Source organism: Bradyrhizobium sp. 1200_D9_N1_1 (genome assembly GCF_052075915.1).
Taxonomy (GTDB): Bacteria; Pseudomonadota; Alphaproteobacteria; order Rhizobiales; family Xanthobacteraceae; genus Bradyrhizobium; species Bradyrhizobium diazoefficiens.
The window spans coordinates 2112979-2133485 of the sequence record NZ_CP197226.1; the positions used below are offsets into that span (position 1 = coordinate 2112979).

Here is a 20507-nt window from a genome sequence, read left to right on the forward strand (position 1 = left end):
CACTTTTCCGGATCATGCCTGAAGGAGTTCCCTATGCTTGCCGCCAAGTCCGAGGTTCAGATCGACAACGAAGAGGTCCGGGTGACCGAATGGCGGCTCGCCCCGGGCAGCGCGACCGGGCACCACACCCACGGGATGGACTATGTGATTGTTCCTGTCGTCGCCGGCGAAATGACCATCGTGGCCCCCGGCGGCGAGCGTTCCAAGGCGCAGCTCGCGGCCGGAAAATCCTACTTCCGCAAAGCCGGCGTCCAGCACGACGTACTTAACGAAACCTCAACTGAGATCGTGTTCCTTGAGATCGAGCTGAAGCTGTAAGTCCCGCGTTACCGTTTGCCATCGATCCGTCGCAGTTGATCCCTTACAATGCCCCAAAGTTCCCGCATCAGATCGCGCGGGGAGTGGCCGAGAAATGCTGAAATACCTCGCTAAAATCTCGATGGATATTTTCCCCTCGGTGCTCGCGACGATCATCGGGGCGTACATCGTTAATCACTACATCAACGCCAAGCCGGCGGCCGATACCCCTACGGCCGTGGTGGCACCCGCCGAGGCTGGCAAGAACGGGAAGCCCGCCGACGTCGCCAACCTGCCGGCGCCCGGCGTCAAGGCCAAGGGTGTCTCCGAAAAGAGCGTTTCCGAGAAGACTGCGACGGACAAGGCTGCGGCCGAGAAGCCCGCCGACAAGCCTGAGACCAAGGCTGCGGACGTCGCTCCCGCCGACACCACCTCGCATGGCCGCCCCCCGGCGCGCGAGAAAGCGGCCGCGAAGTCGATCCCGGCAGCTACCGCCCCGGTGGTGGAGGCCAATTCTGCGCCGGCGGCGGCGTCCCCGGCTGCGGCCCCCGACGCCAACGATCTGGCGCGTGCCGCCATCGAGCGTCTTCGCAAGTCGCCTGAGGGCAAGGCTGCCGAAGCCAAAGCCGCCGAGACCAAGCCGGTCGAGCGGACCCCCGAGCCCGCGGTGCGCGAGGCCACCCGCGTCCCCGAGGCCCCGCGTGTCGTCACGACGGAGCCGTCCGCGGTCCGTCCGCTGCCGCCGCCGATCACGGTGTCCACGCCCTCGCCCGAGCCGTATGGCAATGGCGGTTCGTCGCCGTCCTACACGGCCTCGGTCGGCAATGACGACCCGAATCGGATCACGCCGCCGGCTGACATTCCCGTGCCGGTGATCGCGCCTCCGCTCGATCTGCGTGCCGATGCCGGTGTGTCCGTGCCGCGGCCGAAGAAGACCAATGTCGCCGACGAGATGCTGTCCGGCGTCAAGTCGATGTTCCACGCCGTTCTGCCGAAGAGCGCCACCCCCGACTAAGACGGCCCTTGCGCCGCGCTGTCAGCCGCCGACGCGGGCGAGGCCGCTGCGGGCGGCATCGTCGCGTGGACGAAGTGCGACCGCCTTGGTGTAGGACGCTGCCGCCTTGGCCTTGTCACCCAGCCGCTCATAGGCCTGCCCGCGCGCGGTCCAGACCTGGGCATTGTGCGGATCGGCCTCGGAAGCCTCGTCGAGATCGGCCGTCGCCTCCTTGATCTTGCCGAGGGCGAGATGGCTGATGGCGCGGCCGAGCAGGGGCTCGGCCTTTTGCGGGTTGAGCCCGCTCGCGGCGGTGAAATCGGCGACGGCGAAATCGTGCTGGTTGTTGCCCTGGTAGATCAGCGCGCGGCCATAGAGCGCCTGCGCGTTGTAGGGATCGAGTCCGACCGCGCGATTGAATTCGTCGAGCGCTGCAGCCGTCTCGCCTGACTTGGCCAGGGCCTGGGCCTTTGCGGTGTGGGCCTGGGCCTCAGTGACGTTGCCGGGGCTGACCGCGCTCTCGGTGGCGGCCGCCGCCTTGGGGGCCTCCTGCGGCTTTTCCTTCTCCGGCATCAGCGATCCCAGATCGAAGGAGCAGCCGCACAGTGCGATCCCCATCAAGGCCAGTGCGAACGGTTGCTGCCAGATCTGGCGCAGTCGCGCCAAGCCACGCTCGGGGAAAGGGGAGGCCATCTACGGTTCGCTCGCGCTAGAGCATGATCCGGACCCGAAGGGCCGCGTCAGCGCAAAATGTGCCGCGGTTTTCCGAAAAGATCATGCTCAAACAACAATCTAAAGCGCGACGACCAACCTCGTCGCGCTTTAGCGCCGCATCGGTAGTGCCCCGTCCCAGAAAGGCACCGCTCACAAACAATAACGCGGGCCAGCGGCCCGCGTTATCGAAAACTGAGGTCTTACAAATTCGGCAAATCAGCGCGGTCCGCGCGGACCAGCACCCGGGCCGCCACGGCCGCCGCGCTCACCACCGGCGCCAGCGCCGAACACCGGCTTCGGCTTCATCGGCAGCAGGCCTTCACGCTGGAGCTTCTTGCGGGCCAGCTTGCGCGCGCGGCGCACGGCTTCGGCCTTTTCGCGGGCCTTCTTCTCAGAGGGCTTTTCGTAGTGACCGCGGAGCTTCATCTCGCGGAAAATACCCTCGCGCTGCATCTTCTTCTTCAGCGCCTTGAGGGCTTGATCGACATTGTTATCGCGAACGAGAACCTGCACGCGGCATCCTCTTCAGTGGATCGGATTTGAATTCTGGTAAGTCAAAGGGGATGGCAAAACGCACAAGCCCTTAGCCTTGAGCGCGCGGATGTATCAGACAAAACCCTGGATGTCCACCTGCCAAGCGGGTTTTCGGGCCAAGTTCAGCCATTAAATGGGGCGAAAATACCTCTGTGCGGCCCCGATTTGGGAGATTTGGTGCCTTTGGCGGGGCGGCGACCGGAGCTTTGTTCCGGAAACTTTGAAATGAGGGGACGACACATGGATATGAAGAAATATGCTGCCGAGGCCATCGGCACCTTTTGGCTCACATTCGCAGGTTGTGGCAGCGCGGTGATCGCGGCCGGTTTCCCGCAGGTCGGAATCGGCCTGGTCGGCGTGTCCCTGGCTTTCGGCTTAAGCGTCGTCACCATGGCCTACGCGATCGGTCACATCTCGGGCTGTCATCTCAATCCGGCCGTCACGGTCGGCCTTGCCGCCGGCGGGCGCTTTCCGGCCGGACAGATCCTGCCTTACGTGATTGCGCAGGTCTGCGGTGCGATCGTTGCCGCCGAACTGCTCTACATCATCGCCAGCGGCGCCCCAGGCTTCGACGTCACCAAGGGCTTCGCGTCGAACGGGTACGACGCGCATTCGCCCGGCCAGTACAGCATGATGGCCTGCTTCCTCACCGAGGTGGTGATGACCATGATGTTCCTGTTCATCATCATGGGTGCCACCCATGGCCGCGCGCCCGCGGGCTTCGCGCCGCTCGCGATCGGGCTTGCGCTGGTGATGATCCATCTCGTCAGCATTCCCGTCACCAACACGTCGGTGAACCCGGCGCGCAGCACGGGCCCCGCGCTGTTCGTCGGCGGCTGGGCGATGGCGCAGCTCTGGCTGTTCTGGGTCGCGCCACTGATCGGCGGCGCGCTTGGCGGGGTGATCTATCGCTGGCTCAGCGAGGAGCCCACCGGCGTCGTCGCAGGCGCGAAGGCGGCCTAGAGCGTTTTCGAGCGAAGTGGATACCGGTTCGCGTCAAGACAACGCGTCAAAACAAAATCCAATCGGCAAGGGATCGCGGCAGTTGCCGCGGTCCCGTCACTTGTCCCGGGGCGGCCGGACCTCGGTGACATGGCCCATCTTGCGGCCGGGGCGCGGTGCGCCCTTGCCATAGATGTGGATGGTCGCGCCCGGAACGCTCAGCCACTTCTCGTAATCGTTGATCTCGTCGCCGATCAGATTGGTCATGGTGACGATCTCGCCGTGGCGCACCGGCTTGCCGAGCGGCCAGCCGGCAATGGCGCGGATGTGCTGCTCGAATTGCGAGACGGAGGCGCCGTCGAGTGTCCAGTGTCCGGAATTGTGCACGCGCGGGGCGATCTCGTTGACCAACACCTTTGGTCCGGTGCCATTGGCGAGCACGAACATCTCCACCGCCAGCACGCCGACATAGTCGAGTGCGCTTGCGATCTTGCTTGCGATGCTGCGCGCCTCTTCGGCGAGCGCGTCCGGGATCGGCGCGGGCGCGCGCGATATCTTCAGGATGTGGTCGCGGTGCTCGTTCTCGGTGACGTCGAAACATTCCACCTGGCCCGCGACCGAGCGCGCGGCGATCACGGAGATCTCGCGCTCGTACGGCACGAAGGCCTCCAGGATCGCCGATTTGGTGGCGAGGCTGGTCCAGACCTTGGCGATGTCGTCGCCCGCGCGGATGATGGCCTGGCCCTTGCCGTCATAGCCGAAGCGGCGGGTCTTCAGCACGGCCGGAAGACCGATCCTTAAAATCGCCTCGCGCAACGAGGGGACGGAGGTGACGTCGGCATAGGCTGCGGTGCCGATGCCGAGCCGCGTCACGAAATCCTTCTCGGCGAGCCGGTCCTGGGTGGTCTCCAGGATCTTGCGGTTGGGCAACACCGGGCGGCGCGCGTCCAGCACCATCGCGGCGGCCGCCGGGACGTTCTCGAATTCGTAGGTGATGACGTCGACGTCGTTGGCGAACAGCTCGAGCGCCTCGACGTCGGCATATTCGGCGCAGGTCGCGTTCAGCACGACGTCGAAGGCCGGCGAGTCCGGATCGGGCGAGAACACCTGGCAGCGCAGTCCGAGCCGTGCCGCGGCCATGGCCAGCATCCGCCCCAATTGTCCGCCGCCGAGGATTCCGATGGTGTCGCCGGGCTTCAGCTTCACCTGCTTTGCGTCAGTCACGCCTTGTCCTCCGGGCGCTCAGCGACCGCCTCGGTCTGTGCCTTGCGCCAGGCGGCGAGGCGGTCGGACAAGGCTGGGTCGGACAGCGCCAGCACGGCGGCAGCAAGCAGCGCCGCATTGATCGCGCCGGCCTTGCCGATGGCAAGGGTGCCGACCGGGATGCCCGCGGGCATCTGCACGATCGAATAGAGCGAATCGACGCCCTTGAGCGTCTTCGATTCGACGGGAACACCGAAGACCGGGAGCTCCGTCAGTGCCGCCGCCATGCCCGGCAAATGTGCAGCGCCGCCCGCGCCGGCGATGATGATCTTGTAACCCGCCGCCTTGGCGCCCTTGGCGAAAGCGACCAGCCGGTCGGGGGTGCGGTGTGCCGAAACGATGCGGGTCTCGGCGGCAACGCCGAGCGCCTCGAGCGTGTCGGCGGCATGCCGCATCGTGTCCCAGTCCGACTGGCTTCCCATGATGATGGCGATCGGCGCGGTCATGACGTTAATTGTGCTCGGGAAAACAGAAACATAGGCCAGATTAACGGTTCCGGCCGGCGGCTCGCAAGGCGGTGGCAAGGAGAAGGGAATGCACTATCCTGTCTTGGTGAATCCCCGCAAGCCTTCATTGAGCAGGATGCCCATGAAGAAACCAAAAAGGGCGAGTGCTGCGAAGGCCAAAAAGGGCCGGAAAATCAGCGCCAGCCGGTCCAAACCTGCCACCAAGCGTCCGGCCAAGCCGCCGCGGCGCGGAGCGTCGCTTGATGGCACCAAGGATAGTGCAAAGATCATCCGCGGGCTGCGGAGCAAGCTCAAGGCGGCGGAGCGGCGGGTCGCGGAACTGGAAGCTGCCGCCGACACCGATTTCCTGCTCGAGATTCCGAACCGGCGCGGCTTCGAGCGCGAGCTCACACGCGCCATCGCCTACATGAAGCGCTATCGCGCCACCGGCGCGCTGATCGTGCTCGATGTCGATCGGCTGAAGCCGATCAACGATTCCTTCGGCCACGCCGCCGGCGACGAGGTGCTCAAGGCGATCGTCGGCGCGCTGACGCGGCAGGTCCGCGCCTCCGACGTGGTCGGCCGGCTCGGCGGCGACGAGTTCGCGCTGCTGCTGTGGAATCTCAACGAGACCGATGCCAAGGCGAAGGCCGCGGCCTTCGAGCAGACGATCGACGAATTATCCTTCGTCTTCCGCAGCCAGAATGTGACCGCGGGCGCCTCCGCCGGCGTCGCGTTGCTGGGGGCGCATTCCGACGCAGGCCGCGCCTTGGAGGAGGCGGATGCCGCAATGTATGTGCGCAAGGCGCGCCGGCGGCACGAGCCGCGGATCAGGCTGGTCAGCAACTGAGCATGATCCGGACCCGAAGGGCCGCGCTAGCGCAAAGTGTGCAGCGATTTTCCTCGCGACAAATGCGAAACGCGTTTGCGCGGAGATCATGCTCAAACAATAAATGCCCTACAACGTGGCCAGATCTTCCGGCACGTTGCCGAACTTGCGCAGCAGCGTCGCGTCGCCGAATTCGCCGGTCATGGGATCGCCGCTGCGGCAAAATGCGACCGCGCCGATGTGGCCGGCACCGCGCGCCAGAATCTCCGCGCGCCGCAGCGCGGCCGTCGAGGACTGACATTCCTCCGCGGCGCCCGCGACCGGCGATCCGTCGTCATCGATCAGGAAGGGCATTGCAACGTAGTAGGTGACGTCCGACATGGCGTTGCTCCGATCATCAACATCAGGCGGCGCTGCTCCGCGCCTTGCTGCGAGAGGTCTCCGGAATGCAGCCGGCTGAAATCGCCGCCTGCAATTCCTCGAACTCCGCCTCCAGATATTCGTTGGCCATGATCAGCGCCTTGATGGTGCTGCGCAGATTGCCGTCGCACATCGCGATCGCCTGATCGCAGGCCTGTTCATAATGGCTGTTGTCCAAAAGGGCGGTTGCCGACATCTGCGTTGTCCTTGCTAGGTTCCTTGGGCGTTTCTCTGGGGCGTTTCCTGGGGGCGTTTGGTGCCTGAATGTTCCTATTTTGTTCTTTTGGAGTCAAGAGGATTCACCCGGCTCGCCCCGCCGCGAAAAGCCCGCTGGGGATCAGGCGATGATGTCGGGCGTGATCTGGTCTTCGATGAAGGCGATGCGGTCGCGCAACAACAGCTTGCGCTTCTTCAGCCGCTGTAACCGCAATAGGTCGGGGGCAGGCGATTGATGCAGTGCATCGATCGCCGCGTCGAGATCTCGGTGTTCCTGCTGCAACCGGGCGAGCTCGGCTTCGAGTTCACTCTCGTCTTCATGGGTCATGTCTGCGGTGGCCGAAAAACCGATAGTCGTGAGATTAAGGCTGTGGATGCCCTGTGGAAATTATCGTCCTTGCGCGCCGTGACCGCAAGCGATCTCGGGCCGTCGCTCACCCATCTCTCGCAAGATATTTCGACGGTTCGCTGCGGCGCTGCGCAAGCGCATTGATATCATGGATTTTTCCCAGCGCGGTTCCTTACTCACGCTTCGTTACATATGAATTTTCAAAAATGACAAGGCGACGACGGATATCCATCGACAGAACGAATCGGTGATGTACACTTCGTCGTCCGGATCGAATCCAAGGTCACCCCTACCGAGGAGGTTTCGAATGACAATTCAGGCACATCTGGTTGAATTGGAACGGAAGCATAAAACTCTCGAAAACGAATTGCACGAAGCTCTCGTGCACCTTTCAACAGACGACCTGCAAATTGTTGAGTTGAAGCGCCGGAAGTTGATGGTCAAGGACCAGATCGAGCGTCTGAAGCACACTGGCGACACGCTTCACTAGTAAACCCCGTATTCAGCGTAGAGTTTGATCGTACCCCTTCAGGCAGGGGTGAGTGCTGTTGCGCTCATCCCTGTTGGAAGATGCGAAGCCGCGCAAGGACATTTGCGCGGCGTCCAGAGCTATTTCCGTTCCGACGGAATCGGAACGGAAATAGCTCCGGCTTCTTGTTTGGACGCGTTTTCTTCTTTGCGCGAAGTGGTATCCGCTTCGCTTGAAGACGCTTCAGATATTTGCGAGCTCGGCGACGTGATCGGCGATCGCGAGCGAGGACGTCAGTCCCGGCGATTCGATGCCGAACAGGTTGATCAGGCCTGCCACGCCGTGATCGCGCGGACCCTGCATCAGGAAATCCTGCGTGGCGACCGCCGGCGGCACGATCTTCGGGCGGATGCCCGAATAGCTCGGCATCAACGCGCCGTCAGGCAGCGTCGGCCAGTATCTCCGGATCGCCGGATAGAAGCGCTCGGCGCGTGACGGATCGACCTCGTAGTTGATCGTCTCGATCCACTCGACGTCAGGGCCGAAACGCGCCTGCCCCGCCATGTCCAGCGTCAGATGCACGCCGAGGCCGCCGGGCTCGGGCACCGGATAGATCAAGTGCGAGAACGGCGCCTTGGCGTTGCAGCTGAAGTAATTTCCCTTGGCCAGATAGGCCGGCGGAATCCGGTCCAGCGGCATGCCGTCGATATTGCGCGCCACCGTTGTCGCCGCGAGGCCCGCAGCGTTGACGAGGAGGCTGCATTGCAGCGCCATCGGTGCCTCGCCGCCGGCCTCGACCTCGATCATGCCGGCGGCCGCCTTGGCACGGATCAGCGGGGTGTGAAACGCGAAGGCCGCGCCGGCTTCCTCGGCCTCGCCGCGCAGCGAGAGCATGTAGGCGTGGCTGTCGATGATGCCGGTCGAGGGCGAGAGCAGCGCGGCGTCGCAGGCGAGCGCCGGCTCCAGCGCGCGTGCGGCCTCGCCCGTGAGCAACTGCATGTCGAGCACGCCATTGGCCTCGGCGTGCGCCTTGATCGATTGCAGCTTCTCGGTTTCCTTCGCATTGGTCGCGACGATCAGCTTGCCGCAATTCTTGTGCGGGATGCCGCGCTCGCCGCAGTAGCGGTAGAGCGCGTGCTTGCCGTTGACGCACATGCGCGCCATCCAGCTTCCGGCGCGGTAGTAGATGCCGGCATGGATCACCTCGCTGTTGCGCGAGGAGGTGATGGTGCCGATGGCCTCGGCTTCCTCGAGCACGATGACCTCGCGCCCGGCCTGGGCCAGCTTTCGAGCCACCGCGAGCCCGACCACGCCGGCTCCGATGACGATGCAGTCGACCCTATCCATGGTTGTGCAGGAGGTCCGCTGGAAGCGCCGGAGGCATCAAGCCCGGGAACGAGGGCGCGGGGTCATTTTCCGTTAAGGAAGCATTTATCATGTCAGGGCAATTGCCGTATTTAACGTGACATTTTTCTGTTGCGCGTACAGGCGTTTACCCGATCCAAACCCGTGAGGCCAGACAATCCGACGTTGAAATCGCGGGTGGCTGATGGCTGAGAAGAACTGGCACGCGGACAGCACGATTCTGATTGCTGTGCAGGCCGTCGTGTGCCTGGCCGGCACGGTCGCGCCTGCGCGTGCCTTTGCGCTGTCGGACAGCTTCGCCCCGCCGAGCTCGCTCGACAACCTCGATCCCAACCTGATCTGGGAAGCCCTGATCGGGGGCATCGTCGTCTGTGCGTTCCTGGTGGCAATCGCGTTGTGGATCCACTCCGCGCTGCGCCGGACCAGGCGGTTGCAGCTGCGGCGCAACGCCTTCGTCTCCTCCGCCATGAACAATCTCAACCAGGGCGTGGTGATGACCGATGCGCAGCGGCGCGTCATCTTCTGCAATGACCGCTATCTCGAGATCTATGGCCTGTCACGGTCGGATCTGTGGGCCGACATGAACGGCCACGACATCCTCGAGCTGCGGCGCAAGCGCGGGGTCCTTGGTGGCGTCTCCGATAAGGAATTCTACGAGAAGGCGGCAAGCGGCAACGGTCTGATCACCGAACTGCCTGACGGCCGGGCCATCCTGGTAAAATACTTCGTGCTGCCGAACGGCGGCTCGGTGGCGACGCATCTCGACGTCAGCGAGGAGCGCAGGCTGTCGCGGCAGCTCGCCTCGACCAAGCAGTTCCTGGAAACGGTGCTCGACAACGTGCCGGCCTGCGTTGCCGCGAAGAACATCGAGGACGGCTGCTACATCTTCGCCAACACCGCCTATGAGCGGTTCTGGGGGTTTACGCGGGACCAGGTCGTCGGCAAGAACGCGCGCGAGCTGTTTGCCCCCGTCTCAGCGGCCAGCATCGAGGCGACCGACCGGGCGGCGCTCAATTCGCCGGACGGCCAGTTCCGTAATGAGTTCGAGGTCGACCGCGGCGGTGAACGGCGCATGGTTGCCTCGATCCGGATCGTGGTCCGCAACGAGAACAACAAGCCCGAATTCCTGATGCTCGTGTTCGAGGACATCACCGACCGCCGCTCACTGTCGCAGGAGCTGGAGAGCACCAAGAAATTCCTCGAGCTCGTCGTCGACAACATCCCGGTGGCGCTGATCGTCGAGCAGGTCAAGGACGGCCGCTACCTGCTCGCCAACCGCAGCGCCGAGACGATCCTCAACCGCAGGCGCGAGGAAGCCACGGGCCTGACCGCGTCCGACATCTTCAATCCCAAGGAAGCCAAGCTGATCATCGCGCGCGACGAGGCTGCGATCAAGAAGCGCGGGATGATCACCGAGGAGCACCCGATCTCCACCAAGGACGGCCTGCGGCTGTTCCTGACCCGGCGCGCCACCGTGCTCAGCGATGCCGGCGAGCCGCAATACCTGATCAAGACCCACGAAGACGTCACCGACCGCCGGCAGACCGAGTCGCGCATGGCGCACATGGCCTATCACGACGGCCTCACCGATCTGCCGAACCGTGCCGCCTTCCTGCAGGCGCTGACTCAGATGATCGAGGCCTGCGAAGGCACCGGCGAGGAGTTCGCCGTCCTCTGCGTTGATCTCGACGGCCTCAAGGAGGTCAACGACGTCTTCGGCCATGCGCTCGGCGACAAGCTCCTGATCGAGGTGGCCCAGCGGCTCCAGGATTCCGCGCGCGGCGGCGTGGTGGCGCGCCTGTCCGGCGACGAGTTCGGCCTGATCATCGACGGCAAGCAGCCGGAGGCGGGTCTTGCGCTGGCGCAGCAGCTCGGCGAAGCCGTCGCGCGGGAATTCCAGATCGACGGCCGGCCAGTCCGTGCCGGCGCCACCACCGGCATGTCGATTTTCCCGCACAATGGCGCCGACGGCGCCTCGTTGCTCGCCAATGCCGGTGCGGCGCTGTTCCGCGCCAAGCAGAAATCGCGCGGCACGATCAGCCTCTACCAGCCGGAGATGGACCAGCAGATCCGCGATCGCCGCGTGCTGCATCAGGACCTGTCGATGGCGATCAAGAACGGCGAGCTCTCGCTCGCCTTCCAGCCGCAGGGGGCCGCCGGCCATAGCGTCGCCGAGAGCGAGATCATCGGCTTCGAGGCGCTGGCGCGCTGGCAGCATCCGGTGCGTGGCCAGGTCTCGCCGGCCGAATTCATCCCGATCGCCGAGGAGAGCGGCCTGATCGTCGAGATGGGCGAGTGGATCCTGCGCGAGGCCTGCCGCGAGGCGGCGTCCTGGCCGAAGCCGCTCCAGGTCGCGGTCAATCTGTCGCCGGCGCAGTTCATGCACGGCGACGTGGTCGGGCTGGTCCATTCGATCCTGATCGAAACCGGCCTGGCGCCCGGCCGGCTCGAGCTCGAGATCACCGAGGGCGTGCTGATCGAGGATTTCGACCGGGGCCTGGCGCTGCTGCGCCGGCTGAAGGCGCTCGGCGTGCGCATCTCCATGGACGATTTCGGCAGCGGCTATTCCTCGCTGAGCTATCTCCAGGCGTTTCCGTTCGACAAGATCAAGATCGACCGCGCCTTCATCATCAATCTCGGCCGCAACCCGCAATCGGCGGCGATCGTGCGCGCCGTCATCGATCTCGGCCACGGCCTCGAAATGTCCATCATCGCCGAGGGCGTCGAGACGCTCGACCAGCTCGCCTTCCTCGCCAAGGAGGGCTGCGACGGCGTGCAGGGCTACCTGCTCGGCAAGCCACTGCCGATCGGGAAGTATGCCGGCCTCGTCGGCCGCGCCGAAGCCATGGAGCTTGCGCTCAAGACCGGCTAGTGATGGGAGCGCTTCGTTTCGCTCGCTCTCGACGGCTTCATGGCGGATTACGACCTTGCGATCATCGGCGGCGGCCTGAACGGTGTCAGCCTCGCGCGCGATGCGGCCGGCCGCGGCCTGCGGGTCATTCTGTTCGAACAGGGCGATCTCGGCGGCGCCGCCTCGTCGGCGACGCCGCGGCTGATTCATGGCGATCTGTCGGTGCTGGAGCGCCGCGGGTTCTGGCGGGTGCGCCGGGCGCTCGCCGAGCGCCGGATCTGGCTCCGGATCGCGCCGCATCTGGTCCGGCCGATGCGCTTCGTGATTCCCGCCCATTCCGAGGAGCGTCCGCCATGGCTGCTGCGGGCCGGCCTGTATGTTTATGACGGCCTCACGAACCGGGGTGGCCTGCCGCCATCAGCGACCCTCGACATTACGCATCATCCGGTCGGCAACGCGCTGAAGCGTCCGTTCGGCACGGCGTTCGAATATTCGGACTGTGTCGTTGACGATTCCCGCCTGGTGGTGCTCACGGCGCTGGATGCCGCCGAACGCGGCGCCGCGATCCATACCGGGGCACGCTGCGTGCGCGCTGACAGAACCGACACATGGCGCCTCGCGGTGGTCGATCGCGGCCACCGCCGCACGATCACGGCGCGGGCGCTGGCCAACGCCACCGGTGGCTGGACGTCGATGGTGGCGGATACCGTGCTGCGGGAGCCGCAGCCCGCCATGGCCGCGATGCAGATGAGCCAGATCATCGTGCCGCGGCTGTTCGATTCCGAGAACGTCTACGTCTTCCAGAACAATGATGGACGGCTGATCTTCGCCCGGCCCCTCGAGCGCGATTTCACGCTGATCGGCACGGTCACGCACGCTTTCACCGGCGATCCTGCGATCGTCGCGATGCCGGGCGCCGACGTCAGCTATCTCTGCGAAGCGGCCAGCCGCTATTTCCGCGAGCGCGTCGCCCCGACCGACGTGGTCCGGACGGTCTCGGGCGTCAACCTGACGCTGGCGTCCGCGCGAGGACGCGACGGCACGGCGCTGTTCCATGCGCGCCGGCGCAAGGCGCCGCTGATCACGATGTTTGGCGGCGATGTCACTACTTCGCGCCTGCGTGCGGAGCGGGCGGTGACGCGGCTGACGCCGTTCTATCCGATGTCGCCGCCCTGGACCGACGGGGCGGTACTCCCCGGCGGCGATTTCGCCTGGGACCGTTTCGACACCGAAGTCGACCTCGCACGCGATCGCTGGCGCTTTCTCTCGGAGCCGGAGGCCCAACGCCTGGTCGCGGCCTACGGCTCGCGACTGCCGGCCGTGCTTGGCGAGGCCAGGACGCGCGATGAGCTTGGCCCAACCTTTGGCCCTGAGCTGACCGGCGCCGAGGTGCGTTATCTGATGAGCCACGAATGGGCGCGTTTTCCAGAGGACGTCTTGTGGCGTCGCTCCAAGCTCGGTCTGACCATGCCCAAGGCCGATCGTGATGGGCTTGCCGCGTTCATGGCGGATGTGAACGATCGCCCCGAACCGGTTGAGCAAAGGCCGATCGGCCGCTAGCGTGCGGCGGAATCGGGGTTGGCAGGGACCATGGCGGAAGAGTTGCCCGGAACGGACGTCGCGGCGGATACGGCCGCTGGAGCTGCATTTCCCGTAGCGGGTCAGCCGTTGCTGCGCATCGAGGGCGTCACCAAGACTTTCGGGACGTTCCGGGCCGTGGACGGTGTCTCGCTCGACATCAAGGCCGGCGAGTTTTTCGCGCTGCTCGGGCCTAGCGGCTGCGGCAAGACCACGCTGTTGCGCATGCTCGCCGGCTTCGAGGCGCCGGATGAGGGGCGTATCCTGCTTGGCGGCAAGGACATCGCGCAGGCGCTGCCGCATGAGCGTCCGATCAACATGATGTTCCAGAACTACGCGTTGTTTCCGCACCTCTCGGTGCGCGACAACATCGCCTTCGGCCTGAAGCGCGCCGGCTTGGCGCGCGCCGACATCGCCACGCGCGTTGCGGAGATGCTCGCATTGGTGAAGCTCGAGGGCCTCGAGAAGCGCAAGCCCGACCAGCTCTCCGGCGGCCAGCGCCAGCGCGTGGCGCTGGCCCGCGCTTTGGCACGCCGGCCGCAATTGTTGCTGCTCGACGAGCCGCTCGCCGCGCTGGACAAGAAGCTGCGCGAGAGCACGCAAGGCGAGTTGATGGAGCTCCAGCGCCGGCTCGGCATGACCTTCATCATCGTCACCCACGATCAGGAAGAGGCGATGACGATGGCGAGCCAGATCGGGGTGATGAAGGCCGGCAAGCTCGCCCAGGTCGCGAGCCCCCGCGAGCTCTACGAGGCGCCGCGTTCGCGCTGGATCGCGGAGTTCGTCGGCGACATCAATCTGTTCGACGCCGAGTCCAGATTGCGCGACGGCCATCGTCTGGTCATCGGCACGCGTGATGCGGGGACGCTGGTGGTGGCCGAGCCGCGCGAGCCGGTCGGCGCGGGAAAATTGTCGGTCGCGATCCGTCCCGAGAAGGTCAAGCTGTCGCGCCGCGGCCCGGTGAGCGAGGCAGGTTATGAAACGGCGATCAACCGGCTGGACGGCGTGATCGCCGACATCTGCTATCTCGGCGGCACCACCACCTACAAGGTGAAGCTCGACACCGGCGGGATGGTGCAGGCGTCCGTCGCCAACAGCGCGCGCCTCGACGTCGACGCCTACAGCCTGAACCAGCACGTGGTCGCCTGGTTCACGCCCGACGACTGCGTGGTGCTGCCGTCATGAGCGGACGCCGGATCTTCGCGCGACCGGCGCGCTTCGCCGCGATCGCCCCCTATGTCTGGATGGTGCTGCTCTTCCTGGTGCCGTTCGCCTTCGTGCTGAAGATCAGCCTGTCGCAGACCGCGATCGCGCAGCCGCCCTACGAGCCGGTGTTCGACCTGGCGGCGGGATGGGAATCGCTAAAGGCGGCCTTTGCCGCGCTGTCGCTCGACAATTTCAGGCTGCTCGGTTCCGACGACATCTATGTGTACGCCTATGTGCGCAGCCTGACCGTCGCGGTCACGGCGACGGCGCTGCTGCTCCTGATCGGCTATCCCATCGCCTATGGCATGGCGCGGTTGCCGAAGCGCTGGCAGGCGGTGGCGATGGTGCTGGTGATCGTGCCGTTCTGGACCTCGTTCCTGATCCGCATCTATGCCTGGATCAACATCCTCCAGCACGACGGCCTGCTCAACCAGATCCTGCTCGCGCTGCATCTGGTCAGCCAGCCGGTGGTGTGGCTCTCCACCGATACCGCGATGTATATCGGCATCGTCTACTCTTATCTTCCATTCATGATCCTGCCGCTCTATGCCACGCTCGCCAAGATGGAGCCGGCGCTGGAGGAGGCGGCCTCCGATCTCGGCGCGCCGCCCTGGCAGGTGTTCTGGCTCGTCACCTTCCCGCTGTCGCTGCCCGGCGTCGGCGCCGGCGTGCTCTTGTGCTTCATCCCCATCGTCGGCGAGTTCGTGATTCCGGACCTCCTGGCCGGCTCCAATTCGCTGATGATCGGCCAGACCCTGTGGCTCGAATTCTTCACCAACAAGGACTGGCCGGTCGCTTCCGCAGCGGCCATCGTGCTGCTGGTGGTGCTGCTGGTGCCGCTGTTGCTGTACGAACGGCTGCAGAAGCGACAACTGGAACAGGGGCGGTGAGCCGATGCGCAAGGTCTCTCGCCTGTCCCGCTTCAATATCGCCTCGCTCGCGCTGGGGCTGGCGTTCCTCTATCTGCCGATCCTCATTCTCGTCATCTATTCCTTCAACGCCTCGCGGCTGGTGACGGTGTGGGGCGGCTGGTCGCTGCGCTGGTATCACGAGTTCTTCAATGACCGCGCGATGATCGAGGCGGCCTGGATGAGCCTGCGGGTCGCGGTCTCCTCGGCGAGCATCGCCACGCTGCTCGGCACGCTCGCCGCAGTGGCGCTGTCGCGCGGCGAGAGGTTCCGCGGCCGGACACTGTTCTCCGGCATGCTCTATGCGCCGCTGGTGATGCCGGAGGTGATCACCGGATTGTCGCTGCTGCTCTTGTTCGTCGCGCTGAACGCCGAGCGCGGCTTCTGGACGGTGACGATCGCCCATACCACGCTGACGATGTGCTTCGTCGCCGTGGTCGTGCAGTCCCGCCTCGGCTCGCTGGACCGCTCGCTGGAAGAGGCGGCGATGGACCTCGGCTGCAATCCGGTGTGCGCGTTCGCGGCCGTCACGCTGCCGTTGATCGCGCCCGCGATCGTCGCCGGCTGGATGCTGGCCTTCACGCTGTCGCTCGATGATCTCGTGATCGCGAGCTTCACCACCGGTCCGGGCTCGGCAACCTTGCCGATCCGGATCTATTCCGAGGTGCGCCTTGGCGTGAAGCCCGAGATCAACGCGATCTGCACGCTGGTGATCGGCCTGATCGCGGTGGTCATCGTGATTGCTTCGCTCGCTTCGAAGCTGTCGAGCTCGCAGGGCGAGAGCGCGGCGCCGCTGTAGCCGTTCGTGCAGCGTGCCATCCACGCGCCGAGCCTTGTATTGCGGCGCCGAGCTGGCGCAGCGCGAGGCTGTCGAGCGGAAACTCGAGCAGGATGTGGATCAGGCTCAGCGCCAGCAGGAAGGTGAAGCCGAACGCATAGTCGTAGAAATAAAGCGCGGTGGATGCAGCGCTGGCGGCGGCCATCGCCGCCAGCCGGGCCTTCGGCACCTCGGTCCAGCGGATCACGTCGGCTTTGATGAACCAGTTGAGGTAGTGATAGGTGTAGACGAAGGCGAGCAGGCTGGTCAGCCTGGTGTCGAGGACGAGGCCGGGCACACCGAACAGCCGGCCGAGAGCCGGGCCGACATTGCCGAAATAATCCTGGCCGACCCGGGCAAAGCTCGCGATCCGGATTTCGGCGGTCTGCGGCAGCAGCAGGATCGTGGCAATTGCGGCGAGGTAGACGACCACCAGCGTGGCCTGCACGCGGCTGCCGGACCGATAGGCGCCGAGCACCATGAAGATCAGCGTGAACAGCGAGACGTGAACGAGCGTCGGGATCAGGATGCCGATCACGGCGAGCGACGATCCGCTCGAATACATGATCGCGGACAGGGCGATCGCCGCCATGAACAGCAGCATGCTCTCGACCGCGGATGTGGTCGCCGCCAGCATGGCGCAGACGATCAGCGCGCCCCACATCGCGAAGCCGAACCACGAGGCGTTGTCGATCAGCGCCGCGACCACGGCGACGATTGCCAGGGCTACGGCAATCCCGCGGTGAGGCAGATAGTAGCTGCGGTCATGCAGCCAGGATATCTCGGTGAAATAATGCGCCGGGCCGAGCACGACATAGGCCAGCAGCAACAGCTCGAACGGCACCAGATAGGCTGCCGCGAGCGCGAGCAGCATCAGGCCGAGATGGATCGCGTCGTTGCCGCGCATGATGACGAGCCCGTGACAGGGCTTCGAGGTTAGAGCAGGCGTGGACAATCTTCAATTGTCCACGTTGTCGCTCGAACGTACTGCTTGCGGCGACCGGATGCGTCCTGTCGCGTCAGGACTTCACTGCACCCGCGGTGAGCCCGCCGACCATGTAGCGGCGGAAGGCGTAGTAGATCGCGGCCGGTGGCAGCGCGTAGATGAAGCCGGTGGTCATCAACAGCTCCCACGGCGAATCGTCGGCGGCGAGGAAGTTGCCGAGCGCGACGGGCAGCGTGATCTCGCGGTCGTTGGAGAGCAGCAGGAACGCGTAGAGATATTCGTTCCAGGCCAGCAGCACCGCATAGGTGCCGATCGCGACCAGTGAGGGCATCATCAGCGGCAGATAGACCAGCCGGAAGATCTGGAGCGTCGTCGCGCCGTCCATCACGGCGGCTTCATCCAGCTCGACCGGCAGCTTGTCGGAGGCCTGCTTCAGCACCCAGATCGCGTAAGGGCTGGCGATCGTCACCATGGCCAGGATCAGCGACCAGTGATTGTTCAGGAGGCCGTAATTACCCATGGTGCGGTACATCGGAACGGCGAGGAACGCCGCGGGGATGAAATAGGTGAAGAGCGCCAGGTTCATCACGATGCGCCCACCGGGCACCCGCAGCCGCGAGATCGAGAACGCGGCGGCGGTGGCGATGAACAGCGTCAGCACGCCGACCGACGCCGCGATCACCAGCGAGTTCCAGAACTGCACATAGAAGTCGCGCAGGAAGTAGTGCTGCTGCTTGAACACGATCTCGAAGTTGTGCAGCGTCGGATGGTCGGGCCAGAGCTTGCCCGAGAACGCGTCCTCCTTCGGGGAGATCGCGAACAGGAACATGTGATAGATCGGCACCATCGTCCAGATGAAGACGGGAATGCCGATCAGCAGCAACCGCGCTTCGGTCGCGACTTCGCGTAAGGAGGGAAGCTTCATCGCGACAACCGTTTCATCATGAAGTACACGAGCGGCAGGACGAACGGCATCGCACAGACGATCGATGCCATTGCCAGCGAGAGCTGGTCGAGCCGGAGATAGCGGATGCCGAGCGTCGCCAGCACATGCGTGAGGTCGGCCGGGCCACCGCCGGTGAGGAGGTAGACGCTGTTGAAATCGCCGAGCGTCCAGATCATCGAAAGCAGCGTGCAGGTGATGTAGAGCGTCTGCATCGACGGCCAGGTGATGAAGCGGAACTTCTGCCACCAGCTCGCGCCGTCCACCTCGGCGGCCTCGAACAGATCGTGCGGTATCGCAAGGCGTCCGGTGATCAGGATCAGCGTCCAGAACGGCAGCGACTTCCAGATGTGGACGCCGATCGCCATGGTCAGCGCCACCGTCGGGTCGTTCAGCCAGTTCGGGCCGTCGTCACCGGTGAACGAGAAGATGAGGTGGTTGATCACGCCCCATTCGGGATTGAGCATGAAGCGCACGGACAGGATGGTCGGGATCGACGGCACCGCCCAGGGCAGGATGAAGATCACCGAGAGCCATTTGATCCAGGTGCGCTGCTGGGCGAAGAAGCCGGACAGGAACAGCGCGATCAGCATCTTGATGTTGATGCCGATGACCAGGAAGATCAGCGTGTTGACCGCGGCGCGCGCGAAGATCGGGTCGTTGTAGAGCGCGACATAGTTCGCCGGCGCCCGCGCCAGCCACAGCCCGTAGCAGACGGGATAGACGACGAAGGCGAGGAAAACCAGCAGATAGGGCGCGAGCAGCGCGATGCCCCAGGCCTGCGCCGGGGTCAGCCGCGACGACAAGGGCGGCGCGGGGATTGCCTGATCGCCAGAGAGCGTGATCGCCATTCTTTTCGGACTCTTCAAAGAGATGCCGGCCGCGAAACGCGGCCGGTGTTGTTCTTATACCTCTCCCCGCAAAGCGGGGAGAGGGAAAGGATGAATTAACCCGCGACCTGCTTGATGCGGGCGATCAGTTCGTCGACGGCCTTGTCGACCGGGACCTTCTCGCTGACGACCCGGTTCATCGCCTTGGCCCACACGTTCTCGTTGTTGAGGATCGTGAACTTCCAGTTCTTGGTGAAGTCGAACGCGGCGGTGCCGCCGGTGAACTGGGCGTAGACCGCCTTGCGGTGCTTGTCGGCCTGCCAGAACGGGCTGGCCTGGCTTTCCTTGGTCACCGGGAACCAGCGGCCGAGCGCGCCCTCGATATAGGGACGGACGTTGTCTTCCTGGAGCAGGAAGCTGATGAACTGCTTGGCCTCGGCCTTGTTCTTGGCCGCGGTGAAGACCAGCCCGGTCTTGACGTCGGAGCGGTAGCGGATGGTCGACCCGTCAGGCGCCTTCGGGAAGGACGCCGTGACGATGTCCTGCTCATAGGCCTTCTTGCCGGCCTCGCGCTGCTCGGGCGTAAGCGCCTGGTTCTGGGAGTCCTCGTACCACTTCGCCGCGATCGAGATCGTGAAGTTGTGGGTCATCACGATGGTCTTGTTGTGGAAGGCGACGTTGTTGTCCGGGTCCTTCCAGGTCGTGGACGAGGGCGGGGTGCAGCCCTTGATGTAGGTGTCGGTGTAGTCCTTCATCGCCTTGATCAGGTTCTCGCGAACCTTGGGATCGTCGACCAGCAGCTTGCCGTCGTCGTCGACCAGCTTGACGTGGTAGGCGTCCATGAAGGTGTAGAACGACTGGAAGGCGTCGGTGGATTCCACGCCCATCGGCTGGCCGACGGCGTAGATGCGCTGGCCGGTGGCCTTGCGGATCCCCGGCTGCACCTTGTCGCACCAGAACGACCAGTAGCCTTCCCAGTCGGTCGGGATGTCGGCGAGCTTGAAGCCGGCCTTCTCCAGCATGTCGTTCCAGATCTGGACGTGCATGCTCTGCTGCTTCAGCGGGAAGCCGTAATAGGCCTTCTTCTTGGTAACGTCGTTATAGAGGATCGACGCATCCAGCGTGTTCTGCACGAACCGATCCTTGATCGGCTCCATGACATCGGTGAGGTCCTCGAGCTTGCCCTCATAGGCCCACTTGCCCTGCGCCTGCACGTCATAAGAGTCGGAATAGGCAACATCGGGCACGGTGCCGGCATCGAGCGCGGCGACCGTCTTCGGAATCATGTCCTGAATCGCGTACTGCGACAATTCGACCTTGATGCCGGTCTTGGCTTCGAACTTCTTGATCGTCTCGATCAGCGCGTCGTCTTCGGAGCGGTAGAAGCCCTTGCCCCACCAGACCGTAATCGTCTTCTGCTGCGCAAATGCGGGTGCAGCGGCTGCGAACAGCCCGGCCGCAGCGACCGCCAGTGTGACTGCGCCAATAACCTTGGATCTCACGTTTTTCTCCCTCAAACGGCCGGTGTTTTTAACCGGTCGTATAAAACACTAGCGCATGGCCGTCAGCCGATCTAGCGGCATGTTGTCA

Annotated in this window: 22 protein-coding genes; 10 read left to right on the forward strand and 12 right to left on the reverse strand. The window is 64.6% G+C overall.

Features of this window, described 5'->3' with window-relative positions; genetic code table 11:
• The first annotated feature begins 33 nt into the window (after positions 1-33).
• A complete protein-coding gene (locus tag AB5K84_RS10235; protein ID WP_011089857.1) occupies positions 34-318 on the forward strand; it encodes a cupin domain-containing protein in 285 nt (94 codons plus the stop codon).
• Positions 319-412: 94 nt separating this feature from the next.
• A complete protein-coding gene (locus AB5K84_RS10240) occupies positions 413-1312 on the forward strand; it encodes a hypothetical protein (protein WP_011089856.1) in 900 nt (299 codons plus the stop codon).
• Between the two features lie 21 nt (positions 1313-1333).
• Here AB5K84_RS10240 and AB5K84_RS10245 read toward each other — a convergent pair whose 3' ends face one another.
• Both AB5K84_RS10245 and rpsU read right to left on the reverse strand, forming a co-directional pair.
• Positions 1334-1984 (reverse strand): tetratricopeptide repeat protein, encoded by a 651-nt coding sequence (locus AB5K84_RS10245; protein ID WP_011089855.1) that lies wholly within the window; start codon positions 1982-1984, stop codon positions 1334-1336.
• A gap of 237 nt (positions 1985-2221) precedes the next feature.
• Positions 2222-2518, reverse strand: coding sequence for a 30S ribosomal protein S21 (gene rpsU, locus AB5K84_RS10250; protein ID WP_011089854.1), 297 nt, complete (start codon positions 2516-2518; stop codon positions 2222-2224).
• 261 nt (positions 2519-2779) lie between these two features.
• On the opposite strand from rpsU, the gene aqpZ reads away from it, so the two are divergent.
• Positions 2780-3502, forward strand: coding sequence for an aquaporin Z (gene aqpZ / locus AB5K84_RS10255; protein ID WP_011089853.1), 723 nt, complete (start codon positions 2780-2782; stop codon positions 3500-3502).
• Between the two features lie 96 nt (positions 3503-3598).
• Here the strand turns inward: aqpZ and AB5K84_RS10260 are convergent, their stop codons facing one another.
• Together AB5K84_RS10260 and purE are read right to left on the reverse strand one after the other, a co-directional pair.
• A complete protein-coding gene (locus AB5K84_RS10260) occupies positions 3599-4705 on the reverse strand; it encodes a 5-(carboxyamino)imidazole ribonucleotide synthase (protein ID WP_011089852.1) in 1107 nt (368 codons plus the stop codon).
• Positions 4702-5190 carry a 5-(carboxyamino)imidazole ribonucleotide mutase gene (purE, locus tag AB5K84_RS10265; protein ID WP_011089851.1) on the reverse strand — a complete coding sequence of 163 codons (489 nt, stop codon included), beginning with the start codon at positions 5188-5190 and terminating at the stop codon, positions 4702-4704. The genes AB5K84_RS10260 and purE overlap by 4 nt, the downstream gene beginning before the upstream one ends.
• Positions 5191-5332: 142 nt before the next feature.
• Here purE and AB5K84_RS10270 point away from each other — a divergent pair, with 142 nt between their 5' ends.
• Positions 5333-6040 carry a GGDEF domain-containing protein gene (locus AB5K84_RS10270; protein WP_162494150.1) on the forward strand — a complete coding sequence of 236 codons (708 nt, stop codon included), beginning with the start codon at positions 5333-5335 and terminating at the stop codon, positions 6038-6040.
• Positions 6041-6148: 108 nt separating this feature from the next.
• On the opposite strand, the gene AB5K84_RS10275 is transcribed toward AB5K84_RS10270, so the two are convergent.
• The 3 genes from AB5K84_RS10275 to AB5K84_RS10285 all read right to left on the reverse strand — a co-directional run bounded on the left by AB5K84_RS10275 (position 6149) and on the right by AB5K84_RS10285 (position 6983).
• Positions 6149-6400: a hypothetical protein gene (locus tag AB5K84_RS10275; RefSeq protein ID WP_011089849.1), complete on the reverse strand. Its 252-nt coding sequence runs from the start codon at positions 6398-6400 to the stop codon at positions 6149-6151.
• Positions 6401-6422: 22 nt separating this feature from the next.
• Complete coding sequence (locus AB5K84_RS10280; protein ID WP_011089848.1) at positions 6423-6635, reverse strand: hypothetical protein; 213 nt, start codon at positions 6633-6635, stop codon at positions 6423-6425.
• Positions 6636-6776: 141 nt separating this feature from the next.
• Positions 6777-6983 (reverse strand): YdcH family protein, encoded by a 207-nt coding sequence (locus AB5K84_RS10285; protein ID WP_011089847.1) that lies wholly within the window; start codon positions 6981-6983, stop codon positions 6777-6779.
• 328 nt (positions 6984-7311) lie between these two features.
• Between AB5K84_RS10285 and AB5K84_RS10290 the strand changes: the two genes are divergently transcribed.
• A complete protein-coding gene (locus tag AB5K84_RS10290) occupies positions 7312-7494 on the forward strand; it encodes a YdcH family protein (RefSeq protein ID WP_008131172.1) in 183 nt (60 codons plus the stop codon).
• 222 nt (positions 7495-7716) lie between these two features.
• Here AB5K84_RS10290 and AB5K84_RS10295 read toward each other — a convergent pair whose 3' ends face one another.
• Complete coding sequence (locus tag AB5K84_RS10295) at positions 7717-8820, reverse strand: NAD(P)/FAD-dependent oxidoreductase (protein WP_011089845.1); 1104 nt, start codon at positions 8818-8820, stop codon at positions 7717-7719.
• Between the two features lie 202 nt (positions 8821-9022).
• Between AB5K84_RS10295 and AB5K84_RS10300 the strand changes: the two genes are divergently transcribed.
• Genes AB5K84_RS10300 through AB5K84_RS10320 form a run of 5 tightly spaced genes read left to right on the forward strand, consistent with a single transcriptional unit; the run spans position 9023 to position 16180 of the window.
• The gene (locus AB5K84_RS10300) at positions 9023-11710 is read left to right on the forward strand and encodes a sensor domain-containing protein (protein WP_011089844.1); all 2688 of its coding nucleotides are present in this window, start codon (positions 9023-9025) and stop codon (positions 11708-11710) included.
• 39 nt (positions 11711-11749) lie between these two features.
• Positions 11750-13249, forward strand: a complete 1500-nt coding sequence (locus tag AB5K84_RS10305; protein ID WP_011089843.1) for a glycerol-3-phosphate dehydrogenase — start codon at positions 11750-11752, stop codon at positions 13247-13249.
• Positions 13250-13279: 30 nt separating this feature from the next.
• Positions 13280-14452 (forward strand): ABC transporter ATP-binding protein, encoded by a 1173-nt coding sequence (locus AB5K84_RS10310; RefSeq protein WP_011089842.1) that lies wholly within the window; start codon positions 13280-13282, stop codon positions 14450-14452.
• Entirely contained in the window at positions 14449-15363 is a 915-nt protein-coding gene (locus AB5K84_RS10315; protein WP_011089841.1) for an ABC transporter permease, read from the forward strand. Before AB5K84_RS10310 ends, AB5K84_RS10315 begins: the two co-directional genes overlap by 4 nt.
• A gap of 4 nt (positions 15364-15367) precedes the next feature.
• Positions 15368-16180: an ABC transporter permease gene (locus AB5K84_RS10320; RefSeq protein WP_011089840.1), complete on the forward strand. Its 813-nt coding sequence runs from the start codon at positions 15368-15370 to the stop codon at positions 16178-16180.
• Here the strand turns inward: AB5K84_RS10320 and AB5K84_RS10325 are convergent.
• From AB5K84_RS10325 to AB5K84_RS10340, 4 genes are all read right to left on the reverse strand, one after another.
• Complete coding sequence (locus AB5K84_RS10325; RefSeq protein WP_236842130.1) at positions 16113-17153, reverse strand: hypothetical protein; 1041 nt, start codon at positions 17151-17153, stop codon at positions 16113-16115. The two genes, AB5K84_RS10320 and AB5K84_RS10325, sit on opposite strands and share 68 nt — an antisense overlap.
• 64 nt (positions 17154-17217) lie before the next feature.
• Entirely contained in the window at positions 17218-18069 is an 852-nt protein-coding gene (locus AB5K84_RS10330; RefSeq protein WP_011089838.1) for a carbohydrate ABC transporter permease, read from the reverse strand.
• Positions 18066-18938 carry a carbohydrate ABC transporter permease gene (locus AB5K84_RS10335; RefSeq protein ID WP_011089837.1) on the reverse strand — a complete coding sequence of 291 codons (873 nt, stop codon included), beginning with the start codon at positions 18936-18938 and terminating at the stop codon, positions 18066-18068. Before AB5K84_RS10335 ends, AB5K84_RS10330 begins: the two co-directional genes overlap by 4 nt.
• Positions 18939-19033: 95 nt before the next feature.
• Entirely contained in the window at positions 19034-20419 is a 1386-nt protein-coding gene (locus AB5K84_RS10340; protein ID WP_011089836.1) for an ABC transporter substrate-binding protein, read from the reverse strand.
• Between the last annotated feature and the right edge of the window lie 88 nt (positions 20420-20507).